General features: G+C 35.4%; 18 protein-coding genes. 15 read left to right on the plus strand and 3 right to left on the minus strand.

Annotation, left to right across the window (positions count from 1 at the left end; all coding sequences use genetic code 11):
• Positions 1-35: 35 nt before the first annotated feature.
• Together addB and addA are read left to right on the plus strand one after the other, a co-directional pair.
• Complete coding sequence (gene addB / locus AC07SW_RS00310; protein WP_494632056.1) at positions 36-3,653, plus strand: helicase-exonuclease AddAB subunit AddB; 3,618 nt, start codon at positions 36-38, stop codon at positions 3,651-3,653.
• On the plus strand, positions 3,643-7,437 hold the full coding sequence (addA, locus tag AC07SW_RS00315) for a helicase-exonuclease AddAB subunit AddA (protein ID WP_463684619.1): 3,795 nt from the start codon (positions 3,643-3,645) through the stop codon (positions 7,435-7,437). The genes addB and addA overlap by 11 nt, the downstream gene beginning before the upstream one ends.
• Positions 7,438-7,575: 138 nt before the next feature.
• Here the strand turns inward: addA and AC07SW_RS00320 are convergent, their stop codons facing one another.
• Both AC07SW_RS00320 and AC07SW_RS00325 read right to left on the minus strand, forming a co-directional pair.
• Positions 7,576-8,331, minus strand: a complete 756-nt coding sequence (locus tag AC07SW_RS00320; RefSeq protein ID WP_494632057.1) for a C39 family peptidase — start codon at positions 8,329-8,331, stop codon at positions 7,576-7,578.
• Positions 8,332-8,518: 187 nt separating this feature from the next.
• Complete coding sequence (locus AC07SW_RS00325; protein ID WP_436627660.1) at positions 8,519-9,985, minus strand: peptide MFS transporter; 1,467 nt, start codon at positions 9,983-9,985, stop codon at positions 8,519-8,521.
• A 286-nt stretch (positions 9,986-10,271) separates the two neighbouring features.
• Between AC07SW_RS00325 and AC07SW_RS00330 the strand changes: the two genes are divergently transcribed.
• From AC07SW_RS00330 to AC07SW_RS00360, 7 genes are all read left to right on the plus strand, one after another.
• Positions 10,272-10,571 (plus strand): hypothetical protein, encoded by a 300-nt coding sequence (locus AC07SW_RS00330; protein WP_034569804.1) that lies wholly within the window; start codon positions 10,272-10,274, stop codon positions 10,569-10,571.
• Between the two features lie 88 nt (positions 10,572-10,659).
• The gene (locus AC07SW_RS00335) at positions 10,660-11,634 is read left to right on the plus strand and encodes a LacI family DNA-binding transcriptional regulator (protein WP_119908021.1); all 975 of its coding nucleotides are present in this window, start codon (positions 10,660-10,662) and stop codon (positions 11,632-11,634) included.
• 2 nt (positions 11,635-11,636) lie between these two features.
• Positions 11,637-12,542, plus strand: coding sequence for a ribokinase (rbsK, locus tag AC07SW_RS00340; protein WP_494632059.1), 906 nt, complete (start codon positions 11,637-11,639; stop codon positions 12,540-12,542).
• A complete protein-coding gene (gene rbsD, locus AC07SW_RS00345) occupies positions 12,517-12,912 on the plus strand; it encodes a D-ribose pyranase (RefSeq protein ID WP_119908023.1) in 396 nt (131 codons plus the stop codon). The genes rbsK and rbsD overlap by 26 nt, the downstream gene beginning before the upstream one ends.
• Positions 12,913-12,923: 11 nt before the next feature.
• Positions 12,924-14,405 carry a sugar ABC transporter ATP-binding protein gene (locus AC07SW_RS00350; protein WP_485400735.1) on the plus strand — a complete coding sequence of 494 codons (1,482 nt, stop codon included), beginning with the start codon at positions 12,924-12,926 and terminating at the stop codon, positions 14,403-14,405.
• Position 14,406: 1 nt separating this feature from the next.
• Positions 14,407-15,357 (plus strand): ABC transporter permease subunit, encoded by a 951-nt coding sequence (locus tag AC07SW_RS00355; RefSeq protein ID WP_034569789.1) that lies wholly within the window; start codon positions 14,407-14,409, stop codon positions 15,355-15,357.
• Between the two features lie 14 nt (positions 15,358-15,371).
• The gene (locus tag AC07SW_RS00360; protein WP_034569787.1) at positions 15,372-16,304 is read left to right on the plus strand and encodes a D-ribose ABC transporter substrate-binding protein; all 933 of its coding nucleotides are present in this window, start codon (positions 15,372-15,374) and stop codon (positions 16,302-16,304) included.
• Between the two features lie 18 nt (positions 16,305-16,322).
• Here AC07SW_RS00360 and AC07SW_RS00365 read toward each other — a convergent pair whose 3' ends face one another.
• Positions 16,323-17,192, minus strand: coding sequence for an alpha/beta hydrolase (locus tag AC07SW_RS00365; RefSeq protein ID WP_119908026.1), 870 nt, complete (start codon positions 17,190-17,192; stop codon positions 16,323-16,325).
• A 218-nt stretch (positions 17,193-17,410) separates the two neighbouring features.
• Here AC07SW_RS00365 and allC point away from each other — a divergent pair, with 218 nt between their 5' ends.
• From allC to fdrA, 6 genes are all read left to right on the plus strand, one after another.
• Entirely contained in the window at positions 17,411-18,640 is a 1,230-nt protein-coding gene (allC, locus tag AC07SW_RS00370; RefSeq protein ID WP_119908684.1) for an allantoate deiminase, read from the plus strand.
• Between the two features lie 14 nt (positions 18,641-18,654).
• Positions 18,655-19,908, plus strand: coding sequence for an MFS transporter (locus tag AC07SW_RS00375; protein WP_034569783.1), 1,254 nt, complete (start codon positions 18,655-18,657; stop codon positions 19,906-19,908).
• A gap of 67 nt (positions 19,909-19,975) precedes the next feature.
• Positions 19,976-20,761 carry a (S)-ureidoglycine aminohydrolase gene (allE, locus tag AC07SW_RS00380; protein ID WP_119908027.1) on the plus strand — a complete coding sequence of 262 codons (786 nt, stop codon included), beginning with the start codon at positions 19,976-19,978 and terminating at the stop codon, positions 20,759-20,761.
• A gap of 22 nt (positions 20,762-20,783) precedes the next feature.
• Positions 20,784-21,860 (plus strand): ureidoglycolate dehydrogenase, encoded by a 1,077-nt coding sequence (gene allD, locus AC07SW_RS00385; protein ID WP_119908028.1) that lies wholly within the window; start codon positions 20,784-20,786, stop codon positions 21,858-21,860.
• Positions 21,861-21,881: 21 nt separating this feature from the next.
• Positions 21,882-22,931: an ureidoglycolate dehydrogenase gene (gene allD / locus AC07SW_RS00390; RefSeq protein WP_034569775.1), complete on the plus strand. Its 1,050-nt coding sequence runs from the start codon at positions 21,882-21,884 to the stop codon at positions 22,929-22,931.
• Between the two features lie 40 nt (positions 22,932-22,971).
• Entirely contained in the window at positions 22,972-24,726 is a 1,755-nt protein-coding gene (fdrA, locus tag AC07SW_RS00395) for an acyl-CoA synthetase FdrA (RefSeq protein ID WP_119908029.1), read from the plus strand.
• Positions 24,727-24,737 lie beyond the last annotated feature (11 nt).

Genomic DNA, 24,737 nt, shown 5'->3' on the forward strand with positions numbered 1-24,737 from the left:
TAGGACATTTTTAAAGAAAGGATGTGACCATCACGATGCGTTTGCAATTTGTTTTGGGAAGAGGAAATACAGCTAAACAAAACTATTTATTAGATGAAATTGGTCAAACTTTAACAGAGGATTCCACAGCTAAGCTATTTTATTTAATTCCAGAGCATATGTCTTTTCAAACAGAAATGTCTGTACTTGAAGGATTAGGTAAAATGCCTAATTTTCAAAATCAAAAATTAATAGGAATGATGAATTTACAAGTTTTTAGTTTTAGACGTTTAGCCTGGTTTTTTTTACAAGACTCATCTCTGTACCACAAGCCTCAATTGACAAATACAGGATTAACGATGCTTGTCCGAAAGTTATTGTTGCAATATGAAAATGAGTTAACCATTTATCGTGGAGAAGTCAAAAAAAGTGGTTTTGTAGAAAAATTAACTGAATTATTTTTGGAATTACGAAGTGGAAAAATTACGGAATCTGATTTACAAGAGTTGTTAAAACAGCAAGGAGATTCACCAAAAGAAGCGGATTTAAAATTAAAATTGCAGGATATTGTGTTACTGTATCATGCTTTTGAGAATGCTCTATTGGGAAAATACTTGGAAAAAGAAGATATTTTAACGGCTTTAGCGACTAAAATTGAAACTGTTGATTTATCAAATACAACCATTTATATTGATGGCTATACAAGATTTAATGCTCAAGAGCAAGCATTAATAGTAGCTTTAATGAAAGCTTCTAAAAAAGTGACCATCGCTTTGACTTTAGATAAAGGTTATCCAACTGAAAAACCGTCTATGTTTGAACTTTTTCAAGCAACGGGAGAAACTTACTATCAACTTTATCAAGCAGCCAGAGGAGATGGGATTCAAGTAGAACACGATAAGATTTTAAAAGAGTCAGATGCCCGTTACAGTGAAGAAATCAATCAATTAGAAGATTTTTGGGTTGAAACAAGTAAACTCTTACCGATAGATTACCGAAAAAAACAAGAACGAATTCCAATGTCTAATTGCGTGGAGGTTTGGCAAGCAAGTAACAAGCAAGTTGAAGTGACACATGTTGCTAAAGAAATCCGTCGCTTGATTGCTTCAAAAGAATATCGTTATCAGGATATATTAGTATTGGCTAGAGATATGAGTGAATACCAATCTATTTTGGAACCTATTTTTAAAGAAAATGAATTAGAAGTATTTACGGATGATGCAGCGGTGATGAGTCATCACCCTTTAGCTGAATTTTTAGTAGCCATGCTAGCAATTAAGAAAAATAATTGGCGATACCAAGACGTGATGCGTTTACTTCGAACCGAACTATTGTTGCCACTTCAACAAGTAGAAGAATCAGTGGACCGTACAACTAGGGTATTGATGAAACAAAACCACATAAACAACTTTCGAAATAAGATTGATATTACTGAAAATGTGGTTTTAATGTATGGTTACGAAGGTTTTTATTGGACGCAAAAAAAACCATGGCATTATAGTCGCTTTGTACAAGAAGAAACAGCAGGACAAACGACGGAAGATCAACGAATTGAAGGCATTGCCAATGAAGTCAGAGATTTTTTACAAAAAACCTTATTGCCGTTTTTTAAAAAATTGGATCAAGCAACGAATGGCTTAAGCTTTGCTAAAGAGCTTTATGAATTTTTAGAAAAAAGTGGCGTTAGCCAACAGCTCTCTTTTTGGCGTGACCAAGAAATTGAAAAAAATAATTTAGAAGTAGCCAAACAGCATGAGCAAACATGGGATGTTTTACTACAATTATTAGATGAATACGTTGAAATTTTAGGTACTGAATCTGTCGATTTAGATGCCTTTAATGACATTTTAATTGCAGGATTTGAGGGAGCAAGTTATCATTTAGTCCCCCCTACAATTGACCAAATCATGTTCTCTCCTTTTGATACAACCAGAAGAAATGCAACCAAAATCACCTTTATTTTAGGAATGACAGATACGAATTTACCAGCAAAAATTGAGAACAAAAGTGTTTTGACGCAAGAAGATCGCACTTATTTTTCTGAATTTTTACCAGAAGATAAATTTTTAGCACCATCGGTTGAGTCTTTAACAGCAACAGAACCGCTGCAAGCTTATCTTGCCTTTCTTTCATCAACAGAGCGCTTGATTTTTTCTTATTCAAAAAATGACGATTCAAAACAGAGTGCGCAACTGTCTTCTTATATTCAACGAATTGTCACAGGCCTAGACATTCCAATTCAAACTAAAGTAGAAGATAGTACAACTATTTTAGAAGAGCAAGAGGAAGCTTTAGCGTTTATTGGTTCAAAAAGAAGTACCTTAAGTCAGTTGTTAGTTGTTTTAAGAAAATCTCAAGAAGAAAATAGCCCTTTAGATCATTTTTGGTATGGCATCTATCAATATTTAACGGGATCTGGAGGAATGAAAGAGCTAACCAAACAAGTTTTAAAAAGTTTAACGTATAAAAATGTTCCTAAACCGTTAAAGCCAGAAATTGTCTCGGAGTTATACGGAAAAGAGCTCTATACATCTGTTTCACGAATGGAAAATTTTTATTCTTGTCACTATAAACATTTTGTCACCTACGGATTAGGTTTAAAAGAACGTGAAGTCTTCGGACTCTCGCCAGCAGGTACTGGGGAATTTTTCCATGATGCGTTAGACCAACTTTTTAAATCCCTTCATAGTCAAAACATATTGTTAAGTGAATTAACAGAAGAAACCCTAAGTAAAGTTACCGATGATGTGTTGCAAGTGATTTATGGAAAACCAAAATTTTCGATTTTAACTGTTTCTAACCGAATGAATTACATTCGATACCAACTAAGCCAAACGATTCAACGAGTAGCGTGGGCATTATCCAATCAAAGTCGAAAGACCGGTATGTCTACAATTGAAACGGAAGTTTTATTTGGTCAGATTGCCAGTCAAAAAGGAATTGAAGGATTAGAAATACCACTAAAAAATGATGGGAAACTTCATGTACGTGGGAAAATTGATCGAGTTGATGGAATGGAAGTCGATGGAAGTCATTATTTAAGCATTGTTGATTATAAATCAAGTGCACACACATTTGATTACCGTGATGCGTATTATGGTTTAGCAATGCAAATGATTACGTATTTAGATACTGCATTAATGAATTCAGTGAGTTTAGTCGGTCATGAAGCAAAACCAGCCGGTGCTTTTTATTTACATGTAAAAAATCCTTTTATTAATGATGAAGACGCAAGCGATGAAGAGCATTATCAGGATTCTCTTTTAAAAAACTTTAAGCTAGATGGGATTTTATTAGAAGATGATCCGATGTTGCGAAAATTAGATCAATCATTAGAACCAACGAATAGCTCTCTTGTTTATCCTTACCGAGAATTAAAAGATGAAACCTTAAAATCAGCGAAGTTCGTAACGAATGATGAAATGGCAGCTTTAAAAAATCATAATAATCGTTTGTTTAAAAAAGCAGGAGATAAAATTATTAGTGGAGATACGGATTTAAATCCCTATTACAAAGACAAACAACGAATTGCATGTGGGATGTGCCCGTTCCGTTCGATTTGTGAATTTGATGTGATGTTGCCAGAAAATAACTACCACCGTGTCGATCCTCTAAGTCAAAAAGATGTTTTGGAACGGATGTTAAAAGAAGAAGGTGAAAAAGATGAGTTATGATTTACCTGTCAAGCCATTAAACAGTCGTTTTACAGATGGTCAATGGCAAGCTGTCTATGAAGAGGGACACAATATTTTAGTTTCGGCTTCTGCTGGCTCAGGAAAAACCACTGTCTTAGTGCAACGAGTAATTGAAAAAATTAAAAGTGGAGTGAATGTAGATGAACTTTTAATTGTTACCTATACGGAAAGTGCTGCAAGAGAAATGAAAGAACGTATTCAAGTAGCGATTCAAAAAGCCATTACACAAGAAGGGGAAGCGGAATCAAAACGTCACTTGGTTAAACAGGTTTCCTTACTTTCTCAAGCTTCGATCAGTACTTTACATGCTTTTTGTTTACAAGTGATTAGACGTTATTACTATCTAATTGATTTAGATCCGGTGTTTCGTTTGCTAACGGATGAAACAGAAATGTTGTTATTGAAGGAAGATGTTTGGGAAGAACTTAGAGAAGAACTTTATGGAGAAGAAAAAAATGTTTTTTATGAGCTAACAGCGAATTATTCTGGAGATCGAAATGATGATGGGTTAACAAAGTTGATTTTTTCTTTATATGAATTTTCAAGAGCGAATCCAAACCCAGCTTTATGGTTAACTCAATTATCTGATTTGTATCGCATCACTTCAACTGACATCGGAAAATCTAAACTTTTCTTAGAATTACTAAAACCACAAATTCTTGAAATTCTTAAAAGCTTGATTCAAGTAAGCCGTTCGGCCGTTGTTTTAGCCGATGGAACGGAAGAATTAAAAAAACATTACGACTTAGTAGCAAGTGAAGCAGTCTTTTTTGAAGAGTTAATTGAATTAGTTGATACCAATAACTATAATGCTGCGTTTCAATTTATCTCTGACTTTAGTTTTGGTCGTATTCCTACCGTTAAAAAATCGGCGGATGAAGCGGTTAAAGAAGCTGGAAAAGAGATAAAAATGTTACGGGATCAGTATAAAAAAAGGTTTGGTGAATTAAAAGATAGCTATTTTTACACAAAACCGATTAATATGTTAGAGATTATGGCAAGTGCAGCACCGTTAGTTGATGAAATGGCACGAGTAACCCAACTCTTTACAGATGCCTATCGTAAGGAGAAAGCGAGACGAAACGTACTGGATTTCAATGATTTGGAGCATTTAACACATCAAATTTTAGCGACATATACGGATGAACAGTGGTTAGGAACAACGGCTTCTGATTATTACCGTGAAAAATTTCAAGAAGTCTTAGTAGATGAATATCAAGATGTCAATAAGCTACAAGAAAGCATTGTTTATTGGTTGACGAAGCATAGTGAGGAAGAAACGGGAAATTTATTCATGGTAGGAGACGTTAAACAATCGATTTATTCCTTCCGTTTAGCAGATCCATCCTTGTTTTTAACTAAATATGAACAGTTTGGGGAGCATCGAAATGGAGAGCGGATTATTCTGGCAGAAAATTTCCGTTCACGAGGAGAAGTGTTGCACTTTACCAATTTAATTTTTCAACAATTAATGGATAAAACCGTTGGTCAAATGGCTTACGATGAAGCTGCAAAATTGATTCACGGCTTTCCTAATTTTCCAGAAAGTACTCTTCATCAACCGGAAATATTAATTTATGAAAAAGGTACGAGTGTATCAGAAGAAGAGGAAACAGAAGTTGAATCTCTTGAATGGAATATGCGAATTGATGATAAAACAGAAGGGGAATTATTAATGGTTGGGCAAAAAATTCAGCAATTAATTGCCAGTGAATTTCCAATCTATGATAAAGAGTTAAAACAAAATCGTCCAATTCACTATCAAGATATTGTACTACTAACTCCGACAAAAAAAAATAATTTAGTATTACTAGATATTTTTAAGCGTTTGGAGATTCCTATTCATGTCAATGATACACAAAATTATTTTCAAACGACTGAAATCAAAATTATGATGTCTTTACTAAAAGTGATTGACAATCCTTATCAAGATATTCCATTAGCGGCTGTTTTAAGATCACCAATTGTGGGTTTAGATGAAAATGAATTGGCATCCATCCGGATTACTAAGAAAACAGGAGAATATTATGAAGCATTAGAATCTTTTTATCATCAGTACGAAGGTCGAGATAAAGCTAGTCATTTTACGACTGCACTTTATGAAAAAATTGCGAAGTTTCGTAGCCAATTGCTAAGCTGGCGAGAGATGGCGAGACGAGAAGAATTGGTTCGCTTAATTTGGCGTATTTATGAAGAAACTGGCTTTTTAGATTACGTTGGTGGGATGAGTGCCGGAAAACAAAGACAAGCCAATCTTCATGCTTTGTATGATCGCGCAAGTCGTTATGAGGCAAGTAGTTTTAAAGGTCTCTTTCAATTTGTCCGTTTTATTGAAAAAATGCAAGAAAAAGATAAAGATTTAGCAGAGCCGACTGCCGTTGCACCAGATGAAAAAGCAGTTCGTGTGATGACGATTCATGCAAGTAAAGGTTTAGAATTTCCCGTTGTATTTATCTTAGACTTAACAAAACGATTTAATTTACAAGATACAAGAAGCGCATATGTATTCAATGAGGAATATGGTGTGGGGACGAATTATAAAGATTTAGAAAAGCGAATTACCTATCGAACCTTACCAGAAATCGCTTTGAAAATAGAGAAAAAGAAAAAACTTTTAGCAGAAGAAATGCGTAAGTTATATGTAGCCTTAACAAGAGCTGAAGAAAAATTATTTCTAGTAGGTTCTTATGAGAGTCAAGAAGCTGCTTGGAAGGAATGGGGAAGCGTTAGCAACCATAAAGAAGTTGTTTTACCAAGTGATATGCGATTAACAGCCAGTCATATGATGAAATGGATTGGTTCAACGCTTGTTCGTCATCCAAGTAGTCAAAACGATTATGTGACAGAAATTGCTCCAATTGGTGAAATTTGTCAACATCCAGTTTCTTTTTCGATTGAATTCAAAAATGAAGAGGAGATACAAGAGTCAATGAAGCTGGTTACAAGTCAAACAGAACGAAATATTTTAGTTGAGTTAGCTGAACAAACCTATGATGTTCAAGAAGTTGAAGCGAATCAAAAACTTCAAAAAGCAATCCAATTAATGGATTTCACCTATCCTTACGAGGGGGCAACACGAACAACAAGTTATCAATCGGTTTCAGAAATCAAACGTCTATTTGAAGAACCAGAAGATACACGTATGGTAAAAATTGATATCAATCAACCAAGAAATCGATTTGTTGAACAAAAATTAGCTCGCCCTAAATTTATGCAAGAATTAACTGAACCAACAGCTGCAGAAATTGGAACAGCGACTCATTTGGTCATGCAATCAATTGATTTAAAAGAAAAACCAACTTTTCAATCACTGGAAAAATTAATCAAAAAGTTAGTTGAAGAAGAGTTAGTGACTCCTCAAATTGAAAAAAAACTATCACTCAATCAGATGCTGCAATTTTTCGAAACGGAACTAGGGAATCAATTAGTTAACTATCATTCGTTAGTGCGTCGAGAGCAACCTTTTTCATTATTAATGAGGGCGGAGGATATTTTCCATGATATGGCTGAGCAGACAGAAGATAAAATTTTAATTCACGGAATCGTAGATGGGTTTATTGAATTTGATGACTATATTATATTGTATGATTTTAAAACAGATTATGTTCCTAAAAATGGAACTGAAAAAATTATTCAAAAATATCGAGGTCAATTAAATTTGTATCAGGAAGCATTATCCTCAATTTTAGGAAAACCCGTCAAAAAAAGCTATATTTGTTTGTTATCAATTGGAGAAGTTTTTCAGATGAACGCTAGCGTTTAAATATGCTGATTTCCAGTTTGACTATTCATAGTAAGGAAAGAACAATTGATAATCTTACCAATGAATAAAAACTGAATAAATAAAAACTGAATAAATAAAAAAAGCTAAAATCAACTTAGTTGATTTTAGCTTTTTTGTTTATAGATTAAAGTAAACAGCTTGGCTGCCCATTTGTTCATAGGTCTCTTCAAATGTATCGCGATCCATTGAAGAATCTTTTTCGCCATATGGATCATTAAAATAGACCATTTCACTATCATAACCAGTAATTGCAACGCTGTGCATACTATAAGTAACATCTATTTCACCGTCAGTTGTATCCCATGTTACAAAATCATCAACTGGGCTAAAAGTAGCAGTAGTAATCGTCCAAACAGGGTGACCACTTGATAAGGCTGCAAGAACTTCGTTAAAATCACTGCCAGTAAGATCAATTACTTTATTTTTTGAAACATATTTTTGCGCAAGTTTTACAATTGGCTCATGGTAGACGCCTAACCCAGGTTCTTCACCACTAATGCTTCCAACAAAGCCCTTGTGAGGGTTACCATATTCGTCGTCCTCATTTAATAAAGAAACTGTTTTTATTTCATCAGCCAATTCATTTTTTGTCACTTCAATATCGTAATAATTTAAAATCATTGCTAATGAAGTAACTTCACATCCGTTATAAAGACTAGGTTCATCAAATTGATAAAATAAAGGGACATCAAGTTGCGAAGATTCTTTTATTGGAACAGACAAAGTTTTTTTCTCTGTTTGATGAGGTGATTGATTTCCAATCGTGTCGTTCTTTTGATCGGCTTTAATGTAACGCTCATTAATAAATAAAATTCCAATGATGAACGTTGCTACGAGCAAACCAAATTTAATCCATTTTCTATTAGGCGACATATTTATTCCTGACTTTCTATAGCTATTTTTGTTAACTATAACATGCTCTAAAAGTAAAAAGGTCGAATGGTCAAAACTTTAATCTTTTATTAACGGAACTGTTACTTTGTAATGATTACATAATTAAATTATGGTTAACTTGTTAGCTAGCATAAAAAAGAGATCCTTTTAAAGGATCTCTTTTTGTTTAATTTAAACCACGCATTAACGTTTTGATTCTTGGATTCATAAAGGATAGCAATAATCCAACTACTACAGTAAAGCCACCAACAGCTGCAAAGTAGACAATTTCATTGTTTGGATTATATAATGAAACGATTTGAGCATTAATTGCTTGCGCTGCAGCATCTCCAAGGAACCACATGCTCATCATTTGAGATTGGAAAGCACGAGGAGCTAATTTAGTAGTAACACTTAAACCGACAGGAGAAAGGCACATTTCCCCGATAATAACTAAGAAGAAGCTTAAAACTAACCACATTGGATTTACACGTGTATCAACGCCATGCATCATGGCAGGAATCACCATAACGACGAATGAAAGTCCGGCAAAAACAATCCCTACTGAAAATTTAATTGTAGTAGAAGGTTGACGTCTACCCAACTTAGTCCATAACCATGCGAAGATAGGTGACATTAAAATAACAAATAATGGATTTAACGATTGGAACCAGCTTGACATTAAGTGAACACCCATAAAGTCTAAGTTCGTACGTTTATCTGCATAAATTGCTAAAATAACTGAGCCTTGTTCTTCAATTGACCAAAAGAAAATACTGGCAATGAATAGTGGGATATAAGCCCATATTCTTGAACGCTCTGTATCGTCAACATCTTTACTACGAATCATCTTCGTAAAGTAAAAGACAGGTAAAGCAACACCCATAATACTTAGTAATAAAATAACGAATTCAATTGTAAGTTGTCCCATTAAGAACGCTATAAGAAAGACTGCAACTACAACAATTGCACCAATAATAAGATTTTTTAAAAGTTGTTTCTTTTCGTTTTCATTGATAGGATTTGTTGGTTTCATTCCTAACTCACCAAGATATTTTTTCCCTTGGAAATGGAATTGAATTAATCCTACAAACATTCCGACTGCAGCAATGGAAAAACCAAGATGATAATTATAAGTTTGACCGATTGTTCCTACAATATAAGGAGCTAAAAATGACCCAATATTGATTCCCATTACAAAGATACTAAAACCTGCATCGCGGCGATTGTCTTTTTTATCGTAAAGACCTCCAACAATTTCTGAAACATTTGGTTTTAACATTCCGGTTCCAAGAACAATAATGGCTATTGAGGCAAACAAAGCACCGGCACCAAATGGCGTTGCTAAGACAATATGACCAACCATAATTAACACACCACCATAGAAGATGGTTTTACGGCTACCTAGAAGCCGATCACTTACCCAACCTCCAATTACACTGGACATATAAACTAACGACCCATAAATGGCCATAATCGAAGCAGCTAGTGTTTGAGAAAAACCTAGTCCACCATTTGCAACAGTATCGTAAATATAATAGATTAAAATTGCGCGCATGCCATAATAACTAAATCGTTCCCACATTTCAGTAAAGAAGAGAGTGGATAATCCTCTTGGTTGACCAAAGAAGGTCTTTTCTTTTTTCACTTGAATTCATCCTCCAATATCGCTTGAATTTGAAATATTCTAACAATTTAGCTTTATCAAATTTAAGCGTTCTATAAAGTAAGATTATACTCTAAAATTTCAATAATTGAATAGTAAAATAAACATTGATAGCGTTTTTCACATAAGAAGTTAATAAAACCGGAAAAATTTAATTTTTTTTTAATTTAAAGTATTAAATTTACCTCAAGATTTTCTTAAATTGGTAAGGTAGTGTCATTAGAGATGTTATACTTAAAAAGATTTGGAATGCAATGTTAGGAGTTGTTTTATTTTGAAAACAGATTTAAATGTGAGCCAATTTTCAACTGCCACTTTTAAAATACGAAAAATTGAATCAATAAACGAAGAAGTAATGAAAATGCGTGTTAATTTTTATCATAAAAGTATTGTAGATGAGAACAATGAAGGAAGCGTAAGATTGACGATTCCTATAGATTATTTAGAAGAGATAGAAGAAATTGCCGTCGATCAATTAATAGATTGTTATTTTGAAGCAGGCCCATTGCTAACGACGCGGTCTTATCCTTGCCAAGTGATTAATAAACTGATTGGTGTTAAATTACAAGATTGATTTTATAAAAAAACTTGCTAATCAAAAATATGCGTGTTACTATAGTTGTGTAATCGGTTACATGTTTGGAGGAAGGAGAATCCATTGAATGACAACCATTAAAGATGTTGCTAAATTAGCAGGTGTCTCTGTTGCGACAGTATCAAGAGCCATCAATCAAAGTGGCTATGTAGGTGTTGACTCTGCAAAAAAAATTGAAAAAGCCATCAAAAAATTGGATTTTCATCCAAGCGAAGTGGCCCGGTCTCTCTATCAAAAAAAATCGAAATTAGTAGGTTTACTGTTGCCTGATATTTCCAATCCTTTTTTTCCTCTATTAGCAAAAGGGGTAGAGGATAAAATGAATGAAGCTGGTTATCATTTAATTCTAGGAAATGTACAAGAAGATATGGCAAAAGAGCAAGATTATTTAAAAGCATTTATGCAAAACAATGTTGCTGGAATACTATCTGCTGTGGATGGTGGAACCAGTAATTTAAAAGAAATCCCCTTTGTTTTACTAGATCGCGTGGCAACAAAAAAAGAATACGCCGTTCATGGCAATGATTTTGAAGGTGGAATACTTGCAGCTAAAACGATTGCTGAGGGAAGCCCAAAAGAAATTGTTTTGTTAGTAGGACCAAAATCAATTAAAGGTTCTGTGGAACGTTTAAAAGGTAGTGTCTCTGTTTTTAAAGAGGAAAACTTAACGTATCACCTGCTTCAAACGGATTCTTTTCAATTTGATTCAGCAAAAAAAGCTTCCTTAGAATTATTTGAACAGTTTCCAAAAGTGGATAGCGTAATTGCTTCAAATGACGTACACGGGTTAGCTATTTTAAAAGAAGCCTTACGTCGAGGAATTAAGGTTCCAGAAGAGCTTCAAATCATTGGATATGATGACATTCCATTTAGTCAAATGGTCTATCCTAGTTTAGCGACGATAGCTCAGCCAGCCTATGAGATGGGTTATAAAGGAGCAGAATTATTATGTCGCGTCATGGAAAACCAACCTATTGATAAAAAAATAATTCAACTACCCGTTCTATTAAAACAAAGAGAAACTTTAAGAAAGAAGGAGTAATCATGAACCAAATTATTGTGATTGGAAGTGCATCAACAGATTTTGTTGTAAAAACTGAAAAGCGCCCTAAAAAAGGTGAGACCTTAATAGGCCAAGATTTTCAAACAACCTTTGGAGGAAAAGGCGCCAATCAAGCTGTTGCTGCGGTAAGATTAGGAGCAAAGGTAAAAATGATTGGAGCTGTTGGCAAGGATTTTTATGGGGATGAAATTATCGAGAATTTATCAAAAGAAAAGATTGATGTAACAAATGTGGAACGGGTTCCACATTTAGGGACAGGATCAGCTCACATTACACTATCTGAAGGGGATAATAGTATTATAGTGATACCAGGAGCTAATAACGCGATAAATGAAAAAATGATTAAGCCGTTACTAACAACCTTAAATAAGGAAGATTTTGTTATATTACAACAAGAAATTCCAAGTGAAACAGTAGAAATCATTATTGATTATTGTTTTGAACATGGGATTCAAACCGTTTTAAACCCTGCTCCAGCGCGTCAAATTGCTAAAAAAACAATCGATAAAGTAACCTACCTTACACCTAATGAACATGAATTTGAGTTGTTGTTTCCTAATCATTCGCTTGAATCTGGCTTAGCGATGTACCCCAATAAATTACTAGTTACATTAGGGAGTAAAGGGGTTGTATACCACAATGGTCAAGAACAACTGATTATTTCAGGATATCAAGTTAATCCAACAGACACAACTGGTGCTGGAGATACTTTCAACGGAGCATTTGTGGTGGGATTGATGAATCAATTGTCTCTCAAAGAAAGCATTCGCTTTGGAAATTTAGCTGCCTCTGTATCAATTCAAAAATTTGGTGCACAAGGTGGAATGCCTACTCTAGAAGAGTTGAAAGGAAGTGATCACTATGAAAAAGAATGGGATTTTAAATAGCGAGATTGCCAAAATATTAGCCGATTTAGGACATACCGATCAAATTGTGATTGCCGATGCAGGACTTCCGATTCCTAAAGGGGTTGCTAAAATAGACTTAGCTCTTAGTCTACAAGATCCTCCTTTTCAAAAAATATTGGCGCTTCTTCTTCAAGAAATGGAGGTAGAATCAGCTATTTTAGCAGATGAGATTCAACAAATGAATGTGCCACAGTTAAAGTCAATCCATGCTTTAATGTTAGACCGACCACTGACATTTGTAAGCCATGAAGCTTTTAAAGAACAAACTAAAGAAGCAAAAGTCATTATCAGAACTGGTGAAGCCACACCATATTCCAATATCATACTAGAAGCTGGGGTTATTTTTTAGGAGGAATCAGAATGAATATTTTATTACAAGGAATATCAAAAGCATTTGGAGAAAATAAGGTACTTGTCAACGTTGATTTTGACTGTGTTGGCGGAGAAGTCCATGCGCTGATGGGAGAAAATGGTGCAGGGAAATCCACATTAATGAATATTCTAACAGGACTGCATAAAAAAGATCAAGGCACTATTTTTATAGATGGCAAGGAGCGTTACTTTAGTAATCCTAAAGAAGCAGAGGAATACGGCATTAGTTTTATCCATCAAGAGATGAACACATGGTCAGAAATGACCGTTTTAGAAAATCTTTTTATTGGAAAAGAATTAAAAAATAAATTTGGAATCATTCAAAACAAAAAAATGGAAGCGTTAGCAAAATCTGTTTTTGAAGAATTAACCATCGAATTAGATTTGTCAGCGAATGTCAGCGATTTATCTGTCGGTCAACAGCAAATGATTGAAATTGCTAAGGCCTTAATGACAGATGCTAAAGTACTCATTATGGATGAGCCAACTGCTGCTTTAACGGAACGAGAGATTCTTGCTTTATTTAAAATTATTGAGCTACTAAAACAAAAAAATGTCGCAATTGTTTATATTTCTCATAGAATGGAAGAAATTTTTCAAATTAGTGATCGCATCACAGTTATGCGAGATGGATTGACAGTTGGCACAATGAAAGTGGCAGAAACAGACGTTGACGATGTGGTACGTAAAATGGTTGGTCGTGAGTTAAGTGACTATTATCCAAAAAAAACTGCACGAATTGGCGAAGTTCGATTTGAAGTCAAAAATATTTCTAGTAAAGGAAAATTCGATCAGGTTTCTTTTGCTGTTCGCTCAGGTGAAATAGTAGGGTTTTCTGGTTTAATGGGAGCAGGACGAACCGAAATTATGCGAGCTATATTTGGGATTGATCCTATCGACTCAGGAAAAATTTACATTGAGAAAAAAGAAGTTGTATTGAAAAATCCAAGCACGGCTATTTTAAATGGGGTTGGCTTTTTAACGGAAGATCGTAAATCAGAAGGGTTAATTTTAGATTTTTCAATAGAAGACAATATTAGTTTACCAAGTATTGACGGCTTTACGGTGAAGGGAATTATTGACGAAAAAGCTGAAGATGAATTTGCAGAGTTACTAATGAAGCGTTTAACGGTAAAAGCACAAAATAAAGACATATCTGTAGGAAGTTTATCTGGTGGGAATCAACAAAAAGTTGTTTTAGCAAAATGGATTGGCATTGGTCCTAAAATATTGATTTTAGATGAACCTACTCGTGGCGTGGATGTGGGAGCTAAACGTGAGATTTATCAGTTAATGAATGAACTAGCAGAACGTGGTGTTGCCATTGTGATGGTGTCCAGTGATTTACCTGAAATACTTGGTGTAAGTGATCGGGTTATTGTGATTCATGAAGGAAAAATTGCCGGAGAATACCCAAAATCAGAAGCCACTCAAGAAAATATTATGAAACTTGCAACTGGAGGCTATTAAAATGGAAAATTCAATGAAAAAAAATCAGTTAAAAGAGTTGTTAGGAAAATTAGGTCCAGTTCTTGCACTACTTGTTTTAATGGTCATAGTTACCATTTTAAATCCAAATTTTATAGCACCCATTAACTTGTTGAATTTATTACGACAAGTATCGGTAAATGCGTTGATTGCATTCGGGATGACCTTTGTTATTTTGACAGGAGGGATTGATTTATCTGTTGGGTCAACATTAGCATTAAGTGGAGCATTAGTGGCTGGAATGATTGCAAGCGGTTTAGATCCAATTTTAGCAATGATTATTGGTGTGGTCATCGGTGGCGTTTTAGGTGCAGTCAATGGCTTGTTAATTACTAAAGGCAAAATGGCACCTTTTATTGCAACGTTAGCAACAATGACAATTTACCGTGGGGCAACACTAGTCTATACCGACGGAAACCCGATTACGGGAATTGGCGATAGTTTTATTTTCAAATTTGTTGGACGTGGCTATTTATTCAATATACCGGTTCCTGTTATTTTAATGGTAATGGCTTTTGTTTTATTATATGTTTTATTACACAAAATGACATTTGGGCGTAAAACTTACGCAATTGGGGGAAATGAAAAAGCTTCTTATATTGCGGGAATTAAGATTGATAAAGTTAAAACATTGATCTATGCATTATCAGGAATGATGGCTTCAGTTGCCGGAATTATTATCACTTCACGCTTAAACTCAGCCCAACCTACAGCAGGACAAGCGTATGAAATGGATGCAATTGCTGCAGTAGTATTAGGAGGAACGAGTCTTTCTGGTGGGAAGGGACGTATTTTTGGGACATTGATTGGTGCATTGATTATTGGAACCTTAAATAATGGATTAAACTTGCTAGGTGTTTCTAGCTTTTACCAACAAATTGTTAAAGGTATTGTGATTATTATCGCTGTTTTATTGGATAGAAAGAAAAAATAACGGAGGGATAACAAATGAAAAAAACAATCGCATTATTCCTTGTCAGTATGCTGGTTTTGTCAGGTTGTAAAATAGCGACATTAGAAGGCGAAAATGTGAAGGAGCTTAAACCTGAAAAAAAAGCTGAAAATCAATTGGTTGTGGGCGTTTCTTTATCAACCTTGAATAATCCATTCTTCGTCTCTGTTAAAGAAGGGATTAGTGACTTGGCAAAGGAACATGATACGACAGTAAAAATAGTCGATGCGCAAGATGACTCAGTTAAACAAAGTAACGATATCACCGATTTGATTCAACAAAATGTAGATGTCCTTTTGATTAATCCCGTAGATTCTTTTGCAATCGCTCCTGCCGTTGAATCTGCGAATCAAGCCAATATTCCTGTCATTGCTATTGATCGAAGCAGTGAATCAGGCAAGTTGTTAAGTCTTGTGGCTTCGAATAATAGTGAAGGCGGAAAGATGGCTGGAGAGTATCTTGAAAGAGTGAGTGGAAAAAAGGCATTAGTTGGAGAATTGCAGGGCGTGCCAGGAGCTTCGGCTACCAGAGAGCGCGGTAAAGGATTTGAAGATTATGCAAAAGAACATTTAACCGTTGTTGCCAAACAAACAGCCAACTTTGACCGAGCAAAAGGATTAACGGTTATGGAAAATATGCTCCAATCAAATCCTGAAGTAACGGCTATTTTTGCTCAAAATGATGAAATGGCGCTAGGAGCAATTGAAGCCATTGAAGCAGCAGGTAAAAAAGAGATTAAAGTGATTGGTTTTGATGGAACGGAAGATGGCTTAAAAGCGATTAAATCAGGGAAATTAGATGCGACCGTCGCTCAAAAACCAACTGAAATGGGACGTCTTGCCTTGCAAACGGCCTATGATTTCTTTAATTTAAAAGACGTTCAAGCAAAAGTAGATTCACCGCTTGAATTAATTGAAAAAAATAAATAAGATTCAAAAGGATTCTATTCAGTTAGAATCCTTTTTTATTTCATGAGAGGTTAACCATTGAATCAACTGATGATAAACTGCTAATGCTTTTGGATTTTTAGGATTTTTATCAAAATCATGAGGCTCATTTTCAACAGATACAAATTGATTTATTGGGATTTTTTTAGCTAAGGATTCTCCAATCTCATAAGGAACATCCTCGTCAGTAGTACTTTGAGCTAAAAAGGTCGGAGGCAATGACAGAAGATCCGTATCGGTTAGAGAATATTTTGTTGCTTGTAAAATAGCAGGCAGCACCATGTCTAGCCAGTGACCAGATTGCCTTGCGTACATATAGATGCCATAACGCTCTTCAATTGCTCCGGAAGCAAGAGGTTTATTTCCAATAATTGCATTTTTAAGTTCCACTGAAACCTTAGGGAATCGTAAATAATAGTGGCTTGGTTTTGAGTAAAAAGAAGCATTGATCGCTTCATATCCGTAAAAGCTAATTAAACTTTTAGGGTGAGGAAGTGTTTGATCTTTGCAAACTAAAAAAGCTAGATAAGCACCTGCTGAACGGCCAAATAAATGAAAATCCGAAGAAGAAAGGTTTAACTCTGAAGTCGCAACCTTATGAAACCATTGAATCCCTTGTTTGATAGAGGCTACTATTTCAGGTAAAGTGGTTTCAGGTGCCAATGGATAGTCAAAAGTTAAAAAATTGTATCCAGCTTTATGAAAAAGGTCGATATAATCAGCAGGCAAATCCTTGCGACTGCCCCAAACAAGGCCACCACCATGAATGTAAAGAATAGTGCGACTGCCTTCGGAATGTGTTGATGGATAAAAAGTAGCCATTAAAGGAAGTCCTTGTAAGGTACTATACGTAAATTCTTGATAATCCATTTATTTTCCTCCTTAAGAATAATTCTATCTTCATTGTAAAGGATGATAGAAAAAGAATGATATAGCAACAGTATCTAAAAAAAAGAAGATAATTGTTTGTTATGAACAAAAAGATATAAGACTATTTAGCGTGTTTATACAATGCAATTCCATTGATAAGCGCTTACAATAAGAAGTGTAGTAAGAAAGCTTATAAAAGAAAGGACAGATGATACATGATGGATTTAACAAAAGAAGTAGCAGAAAATGTTAAATGGCTTTCAAATATAGGGGCAGATCCAACCGGAGGAACCACTCGCTTGTTGTATTCTGATTTCTGGTTAGAAGCTCAAAATGGTGTGAAGCAAAGGCTTTCTGATATTGGAATGGTCACAAGTTTTGATGCAATAGGCAATCTTTTCGGTCGTTTGGAAGGAAGCAAGTATCCAACTGAAACCATTTTAACAGGATCACATATTGACACTGTGGTAAATGGTGGGAAATTAGATGGACAATTTGGTGTTATTTCTTCTTATCTGGCAGTTAAGTATTTAAAAGAACAATACGGAACACCTCTTCGTTCGCTTGAAGTGATTTCAATGGCAGAAGAAGAAGGAAGCCGTTTTCCATTTGCTTTTTGGGGAAGTAAAAATTTGATGGGTCTTGCAAAAAAAGAAGACGTATCTGAAATAGCCGATTTTAATGGAGTGAAATTTGTTGATGCTATGAGAAACGCTGGTTTTGATTTTAAAGATGAAGAAGAAACGCTTCGTACAGATATTAAAGCCTTCTTGGAAATTCATATCGAACAAGGAAATGTATTAGAATTAGAAAATAAATCAGTCGGCGTGGTGACAAGCATCGTCGGTCAAAAGCGTTATACAATGATTTTAAAAGGTCAAGCAAATCATGCAGGAACCACTCCAATGAAGTATCGAAAAGACGCGATTTATGGATTTAGTAAAATCTGTTCCCAATCCATTGATAAAGCACGATTAGTTGGAGAACCATTGGTACTGACTTTTGGAAAAGTAGAGCCAAAACCCAATACTGTGAATGTTGTTCCTGGAGAAGTTTTGTTCACAATGGATTGTCGTCATACAGATCAAAACGTTCTAAATGACTTTACAGCGGAGATTGAAGAAGATATGCATCAAATTGCTGATGAATTAGGTTTAGAGTTAACCGTGGATTTATGGATGGACGAAACACCGATTCCAATGGATAAAAAAATGATTGAGGTTATTAAAAATGTGGCTGAAAAAGAAGGCATCAATTATCGTATGATGCATAGTGGCGCGGGTCATGATTCTCAAATTATTGCCCCTCAAATACCAACAGGTATGATTTTTGTCCCAAGTATTGATGGAATTAGTCACAATCCAGCAGAAGACACGAAATTAGAAGATTTAGTTGAAGGTGTTAAAACAATGGCGTTAGCTTTGTATGAGCTAGCATACGTAGATTAAAAGGAGTGAAGGGTATGGAGAATAGTCAAGCAATCAAACAAAAAGGTATGGAATACTGGAAACAAATCATTGTCATGTTGTGTTTAGGGTGGGCCATTATTTGGGTGTATCGTTCAGCACTATCCCCAATTTTCCCAGAATTAAATGCTTCATTAGGTGGTGGAATTAGTGATGCTTCACTAGGAGCCATCTCAAGTTTTTATTTCTTTGGCTATACAGGAATGCAAATTCCAGCCGGGATTTTAGTTGATAAATTTGGTAAGAAAATGGTATTGATTCCAGGATTTACTTTGTTTGCATTAGCAGCAGTTTTGATTGCCAATGCAAATGGGATTACGATGGTTTACGCAGGTAGTTTGTTAGCAGGTATTGGTTGTGGCTCTTATTATGGTTCAGCATACTCGCTATCATCTGAAAGTATCCCCGCCGAACGTCGTGGGCTTTCAACCGCAATTATTAATAGTGGTTCAGCAATCGGAATGGGAATTGGCTTGATTTTATCAAGCTTACTAGTAAAACAATTGCATCTACCGTGGCAAATTATGATGTATTTAGTGGCTGGTTTAGTTATTTTAATTATGATTGCCTTTGTTAAAGTCATTCGTTCAACACCAGATGAGGTGGTTCAAAAAGGTTCTAAAACAAAAATTGAGCACGCACCTGAAGATAAAGTTTCAATGAAACGTTTATTTGCTCCTAATATGATTGCTTCTTATATTTTATATTTTGCAACTTGTTATGGCTACTATATGGTCGTTACTTGGCTGCCTTCCTTCTTACAACAAGAGCGCGGATTCCAAGGCGTTGCAATTGGTTTTTCAGCAGCATTAGTTGCTTTTTCAGCAATTCCAGGAGCGCTATTCTTTAGTCGACTATCAGATAAATTTCAATCTAAAAAAATTCATTTTATCGTTGTGTTGGAACTACTAGCAGCTGTTATGTTAGTTTTAACTGTTTTAGCGCCAACATCAGGAATTTTATTAGTTGGCTTAATTTTGTATGGATTACTTGGAAAATTAGCTGTAGAACCCATTATTATTTCGTATATTGCGGATACAGCACCTAAAAAAGGCTATGGAACAACTTTTGGTGTATTCAACTTCTTCGGAATGAGTTCATCTGTACTAGCTCCTTGGGTAACAGGATTGATTTCGGATGCTACTGGATCTAAAGTAAATGGATTTTATTTATCAGCCTTAATTATGGTTGTAGGAACTGTTTTATTCTTAGTAGCTAATTTAATGATGCGTAATAAAGAAAATGCTTAACTGGAATGGATGACTAAAAATAGTCATCCAATTCCTAATCAAAAAATAATAAAGTGAGGTTTTTAAAGTGGGTTATAAAAATAATCGTATTGGTTATAGTGATGAATTATTATCATCACGTTCAATTATTAGAAGAGGAAATTTTGCATTGATTCCACCAGACGGACTAGTAAAAAATACAGTTCCTGGTTTTGAAGACTGTGAGTTATCTATCCTTTCAACACCAAAATTAGGAGCAACCTTCGTAGACTATATTGTAACAATGCTGCCAAATGGTAGAAATGAACTAGGATTTGGAGAAGAAGGTGTTGAAACCTTTGTTTACGTGTTAGATGGAAAAGTTAAAATAAGCGATAGTGAAACCGAATACATTCATACAACTGGTGGTTATGTTTATCTACCAGCGGGTAAAAAAATGTATTTAGAAAACGTAAATGGAGCAAATAGTGAATTATTCTTATATAAAAAGCGTTACGAAGCGATTGCTGGTCATACAGCCCATGTGGTGAGTGGCAACACAAATGAAATGGCAGCAGAACATTATGAAGGAATGTCAGATGTTTTATTAACGGATTTATTGCCAAAAGAGTTAGGTTTTGATATGAATTTCCATATTCTTTCATTTAAACCAGGAGCAAGTCATGGTTATATTGAAACGCATGTTCAAGAACATGGCGCATATATGTTATCAGGTTCAGGTGTTTATGTACTGGATAATGAATGGATTCCAATTCAAAAAGGTGATTATTTATTTATGGGCGCATACGTACCACAAGCAACATATGCAGTAGGACGTGACGAAAGCTTTAGTTATTTATACTCAAAAGATTGCAATCGTGATGCACAAATTTAATTAAAGAAGGCGGATTTTTGACATGGCAGAATTAGAAATGGTAAAAATAACAAAAGAGGAACTTCACCAATTGATTCAAAAAAAATTAGAAAAAGCAGGCTTATCCAGTATTCATGCTGATACTGTAGCAGATACATTAGCTTTCGCTGATTCAAGAGGTATCCATTCTCATGGAGCAGTTCGTGTCGATTATTATGCAGAACGAATTGCAAAAGGTGGGACGAATTTAGCGCCTAAATTTAAATTTAATCAAACCGGACCAAGTGTTGGTGTTTTTGAAGCAGATAATGGAGTCGGTCATTTTGCAGCAAATGAGGCTTTAAAAGAAGCGATTACTCTTGCAAAAGAAACAGGCATCGGAGTTGTCGGTGTCCATCAAATGGGACATAGTGGGGCCTTAGCTTATTTTGTTAAACAAGCTGCTGAACAAGACATGATTGCCCTATCTGTTTGTCAATCCGATCCGATGGTGGTTCCTTTTGGCGGGGCAGAGCCGTATTTTGGAACAAATCCGATTGCGTTTGCAGCGCCGCGCTTTGGTCATTCGCCCGTCGTATTTGATATGGCGACAACCGTTCAAGCATGGGGTAAAATTTTAGATGCTCGTTCAAGAAATGTTGATATTCCAGATACGTGGGCAGTGGACGGTGAAGGAAATGCGACAACAAATCCACATGAAGTGAAAGCGCTATTGCCAATTGCTGGTCCAAAGGGTTATGGTTTGATGATGATGGTGGATATTTTATCGGGTACATTATTAGGTTTGCCATTTGGGAAACATGTTTCGTCTATGTATACCGATATTACCGCGGGTAGAAACTTAGGTCAACTCCATATTGTAATCAATCCAAGCTTTTTCACTGACTTAGAGCAATTTAAAAAAGACATTAATCAAATGGTGGAAGAACTTCACGAATCAAAACCAGCTAATGGTTTTGATCAAGTGCTTTATCCAGGTGAATTGTCAGAAATTATTGAAGCTAAATATGAAAAAGAAGGCATTCCAATCGTTAAGTCGATTTATGATTATTTACAAAGTGATACGATTCATTTTGATCAATACAACAAAGCAAGTGCTTTTGGTGAAAAAGTCCAATAAAAGGACTAAAGGAGGGTTTCTTTGAAACTATCAAAAAAAGAACTACATCAATTGATTCAAACTAAAATTCAACGAGCGGGTTTAAGTAAAGAACAGGCTGAAATTGTTAGTGATGTTTTAACCTTTGCAGATGCTAGAGGCATTCATTCTCATGGAGCAGTTCGGGTGGAATATTATGCGGAACGCATTGCAAAAGGTGGGATTACCAATCAACCTCATTTTGAATTCAAAAAAACAGCTCCGAGTTGTGGGATTTTTGAAGCAGACAACGGTTCAGGTCATGTAGCCGCTACTAAAGCAATGAGTGAAGCAATGAAGATGGCAAAAGAAACTGGCATAGGTGCAGTCGGTATTCGCAATATGTCTCATAGTGGGGCCTTGGCTTACTTTGTTGAAATGGCGGCTCAAGAAGATTTAGTTGCTTTGTCAGTCTGTCAGTCAGATCCCATGGTGGTTCCTTTTGGTGGTAGTGAAGCCTACTACGGGACTAATCCTATTGCATTTGCAGCACCATCAGCAGATGAACGGATGATTACTTTTGATATGGCAACAACGGTTCAAGCATGGGGAAAAGTGTTACATGCTCGATCTAAAAAAGAACCGATACCCAATACGTGGGCAGTAGATGAAAATGGCGAACCAACCACAGATCCAACCAAAGTTAATGCTTTGCTTCCAATTGCTGGTCCAAAAGGATCAGGCTTAATGATGATGGTAGATATTTTATCAGGTGTTTTATTGGGTTTACCTTTTGGCAAACATGTTTCATCAATGTATCATGACTTATCCAACGGGCGTGAATTAGGACAACTGCATATAGTGTTCAATCCAGCATTTTTTACTGATTTAACAGAATTTAAGCAAAATATCTCACAGATGTTAGATGAATTAAAAGAAATCACTCCTGCTAATGGCTTTACTGAGGTAAATTTCCCAGGAGAACGTGGTCGTTTAAGAGAAACGCGCTATGAAGAATTGGGAATTGAATTAGTAGATGATATTTACACTTATTTAATCAGTGACACAATCCATGAGAATAAATACGACCATAAAAATAAATTTGCTGAGTAACTCACTCAATTAAAATGATAAGATTGCGAGGAAATAAGATATGTTACACACAATAATTAAAGAAAATGCTTATCAAGATTCAGTTGTATTAATGCTATTAACAAATAAAATCAACACAATGGACGGAATCAACCGTGTGTCCATTATGATGGCAACACCAGCGAATAAAGATATTTTTGGTGGTAGCGGTCTTAGAACCCCTGAATTAGAAGCAGCATCGGCTAACGATATGGCAATTGTATTAGACATTGAAAGTGAAGAAATTGTTCCTACTGTTTTAGAGGAAATCGATGCCTTCCTACTTTCTCAAGCAACTTCAAGCAATGAGGCTGCAGAAGAAACGATTCATACATGGGATAAAGCCATGAAAATTGGTAAGGATGCAAATATCGCAATGCTTTCTATTCCTGGAACCTATGCTGCACTTGAAGCAGAAACAGCTCTTGATGAAGGACTAAACGTTTTTATTTTCAGTGATAATGTATCGATTGAAGATGAATTGCATTTAAAACAAAAAGCCCATGAAAAAGGCCTACTTGTTATGGGTCCAGATTGTGGTACAGGAATTATCAATGGTGTACCAATGGCATTTACAAATATTGTTCGACCAGGAAAAATCGGGATTGTTGGTGCTTCAGGAACAGGCATACAAGAAGTATCTACTTTAATTGATAAATTAGGTGCAGGTGTTACAAATGCAATCGGAACAGGTGGACGCGATTTATCAGAAAAAATTGGCGGCATCACGATGTTAGATAGTATTGCAGCTTTAGAAAAAGATGCAAATACTGAAGTAATCGTAGTCATTTCAAAGCCACCTGCAAAAGCCGTTCGTGATAAAGTTTTAGCAGCCCTTCGTAACGTAACAAAGCCCGTTGTAACAATTTTCTTAGGTGAAAAACCAACGTATCATGAAGAAAATTTATATCATGCCTATACATTAGAAGAGACCGCAAGAATTGCTGTGGACCTCTTAAATCATCAACCAATCGAAGTGATGTCTGATGAAATTGAAATTCCAACGGTTCACTTACAAGATAGTCAAAAACACATTAAAGGGTATTATTCAGGTGGAACATTGGCTAGTGAAACCGCAATGTTGATTGCAGATGCAATGAAATTAGAAGATGGCTTAATTAAAAAAGATGGTTTTGTATTAAAAACCGACGGAAATGAAGTCATTGATTTAGGCGATGATATGTACACTCAAGGGAAACCTCATCCAATGATTGATCCAGAAAAACGAATTGAAATGATTCAGCAAGCAGCCGATGATGAAACGACTGCGATTATTTTACTGGATGTTGTTTTAGGGTATGGTGCCCATGACGATATGGCGACAGCCTTAGCACCAACCATCAAAGAAACAATTGCAAAGGCGCAAGCAAAAGGTAGAGAATTAATTGTAATTGGTACTGTTGTGGGTACTACAAGTGATCCACAAAATTTCTTCCATCAAAAACAACTCTTAGAAGAAGCAGGCGTTTTGGTATGTGATAGCAACAATCAAGCTGTTCGTACGGCACTTGGTATCTTAGGCTTAAAAATTAATGATAGTCATAAAGAAATAAAAACAATAGAAAAAGAAACAACAAGTGAAGAAAATACGCCTTCTGAAAGAGTGTTAGACATGTTATCTGAAAAACCATATGTTATCAACTTAGGTTTAAAGAGCTTTTCAGATGCAATTCGTGAAACAGGTGGGAAAGCACTTCAATTTAATTGGAAACCAGTTGCTGGTGGCGATCTTAAATTACAAAAAGTATTATACTTCTTAAATCATTACCATGCATAAGAAAAAGAAAC

It is taken from the genome of Carnobacterium sp. GW821-FHT04C06, assembly GCF_059420345.1.

Bases quoted from the DNA above. Each gene is read 5' to 3' on its own strand.
- allC (WP_119908684.1), top strand. From the start codon at position 17,411: ATGGATTTAACAAAAGAAGTAGCAGAAAATGTTAAATGGCTTTCAAAT.
- addA (WP_463684619.1), top strand. From the start codon at position 3,643: ATGAGTTATGATTTACCTGTCAAGCCATTAAACAGTCGTTTTACAGAT.
- fdrA (WP_119908029.1), top strand. From the start codon at position 22,972: ATGTTACACACAATAATTAAAGAAAATGCTTATCAAGATTCAGTTGTA.
- AC07SW_RS00320 (WP_494632057.1), bottom strand. From the start codon at position 8,331: ATGTCGCCTAATAGAAAATGGATTAAATTTGGTTTGCTCGTAGCAACG.
- rbsK (WP_494632059.1), top strand. From the start codon at position 11,637: ATGAACCAAATTATTGTGATTGGAAGTGCATCAACAGATTTTGTTGTA.
- AC07SW_RS00375 (WP_034569783.1), top strand. From the start codon at position 18,655: ATGGAGAATAGTCAAGCAATCAAACAAAAAGGTATGGAATACTGGAAA.
- rbsD (WP_119908023.1), top strand. From the start codon at position 12,517: ATGAAAAAGAATGGGATTTTAAATAGCGAGATTGCCAAAATATTAGCC.
- AC07SW_RS00360 (WP_034569787.1), top strand. From the start codon at position 15,372: ATGAAAAAAACAATCGCATTATTCCTTGTCAGTATGCTGGTTTTGTCA.
- addB (WP_494632056.1), top strand. From the start codon at position 36: ATGCGTTTGCAATTTGTTTTGGGAAGAGGAAATACAGCTAAACAAAAC.
- AC07SW_RS00350 (WP_485400735.1), top strand. From the start codon at position 12,924: ATGAATATTTTATTACAAGGAATATCAAAAGCATTTGGAGAAAATAAG.
- allD (WP_119908028.1), top strand. From the start codon at position 20,784: ATGGCAGAATTAGAAATGGTAAAAATAACAAAAGAGGAACTTCACCAA.
- AC07SW_RS00355 (WP_034569789.1), top strand. From the start codon at position 14,407: ATGGAAAATTCAATGAAAAAAAATCAGTTAAAAGAGTTGTTAGGAAAA.
- AC07SW_RS00335 (WP_119908021.1), top strand. From the start codon at position 10,660: ATGACAACCATTAAAGATGTTGCTAAATTAGCAGGTGTCTCTGTTGCG.
- AC07SW_RS00365 (WP_119908026.1), bottom strand. From the start codon at position 17,192: ATGGATTATCAAGAATTTACGTATAGTACCTTACAAGGACTTCCTTTA.